Genomic DNA, 401 nt, shown 5'->3' with positions numbered 1-401 from the left:
GTACCGCAGGGCAGGGAGGTCTTTCCGCTGCTCACCGTGCGGGAGAACCTGGAATCAGGCTTTGCGCCGCTGAGGCGAGCCGACCGCAACATTCCGGCGCATGTCTTCGAATTGTTCCCTGTGCTGAAGCAGATGCTCGGCCGTCGCGGCGGCGATCTTTCCGGCGGCCAGCAGCAACAGCTCGCCATCGGGCGGGCGCTGGTGATGCGGCCGAAACTGCTCGTGCTCGATGAACCGACCGAGGGCATACAGCCGTCGATCATTAAGGACATCGGCCGCGCCATCCGCTATCTACGCGACCAGGCGGGCATCGCCGTGCTTTTGGTCGAACAATATCTCGATTTCTGCCGCGAGCTCGCCGACGAGGTCAACATCATGGACCGGGGCGTGATCGTCCATAC

Annotated in this window: 1 protein-coding gene; it reads left to right on the top strand. The window is 63.1% G+C overall.

Annotation, left to right across the window (positions count from 1 at the left end):
* Window positions 1-401, top strand: a 401-nt coding sequence (locus EOB36_RS34150) for an ATP-binding cassette domain-containing protein (protein ID WP_128286602.1), incomplete at both ends; no start/stop codon positions are given.

Source organism: Mesorhizobium sp. M6A.T.Cr.TU.017.01.1.1, from assembly GCF_004023115.1.
GTDB classification, from domain to species: Bacteria; Pseudomonadota; Alphaproteobacteria; order Rhizobiales; family Rhizobiaceae; genus Mesorhizobium; species Mesorhizobium mediterraneum.
Note: the sequence above shows the minus strand (reverse complement) of the source record. Positions and strands in the feature narration are given on the sequence as shown.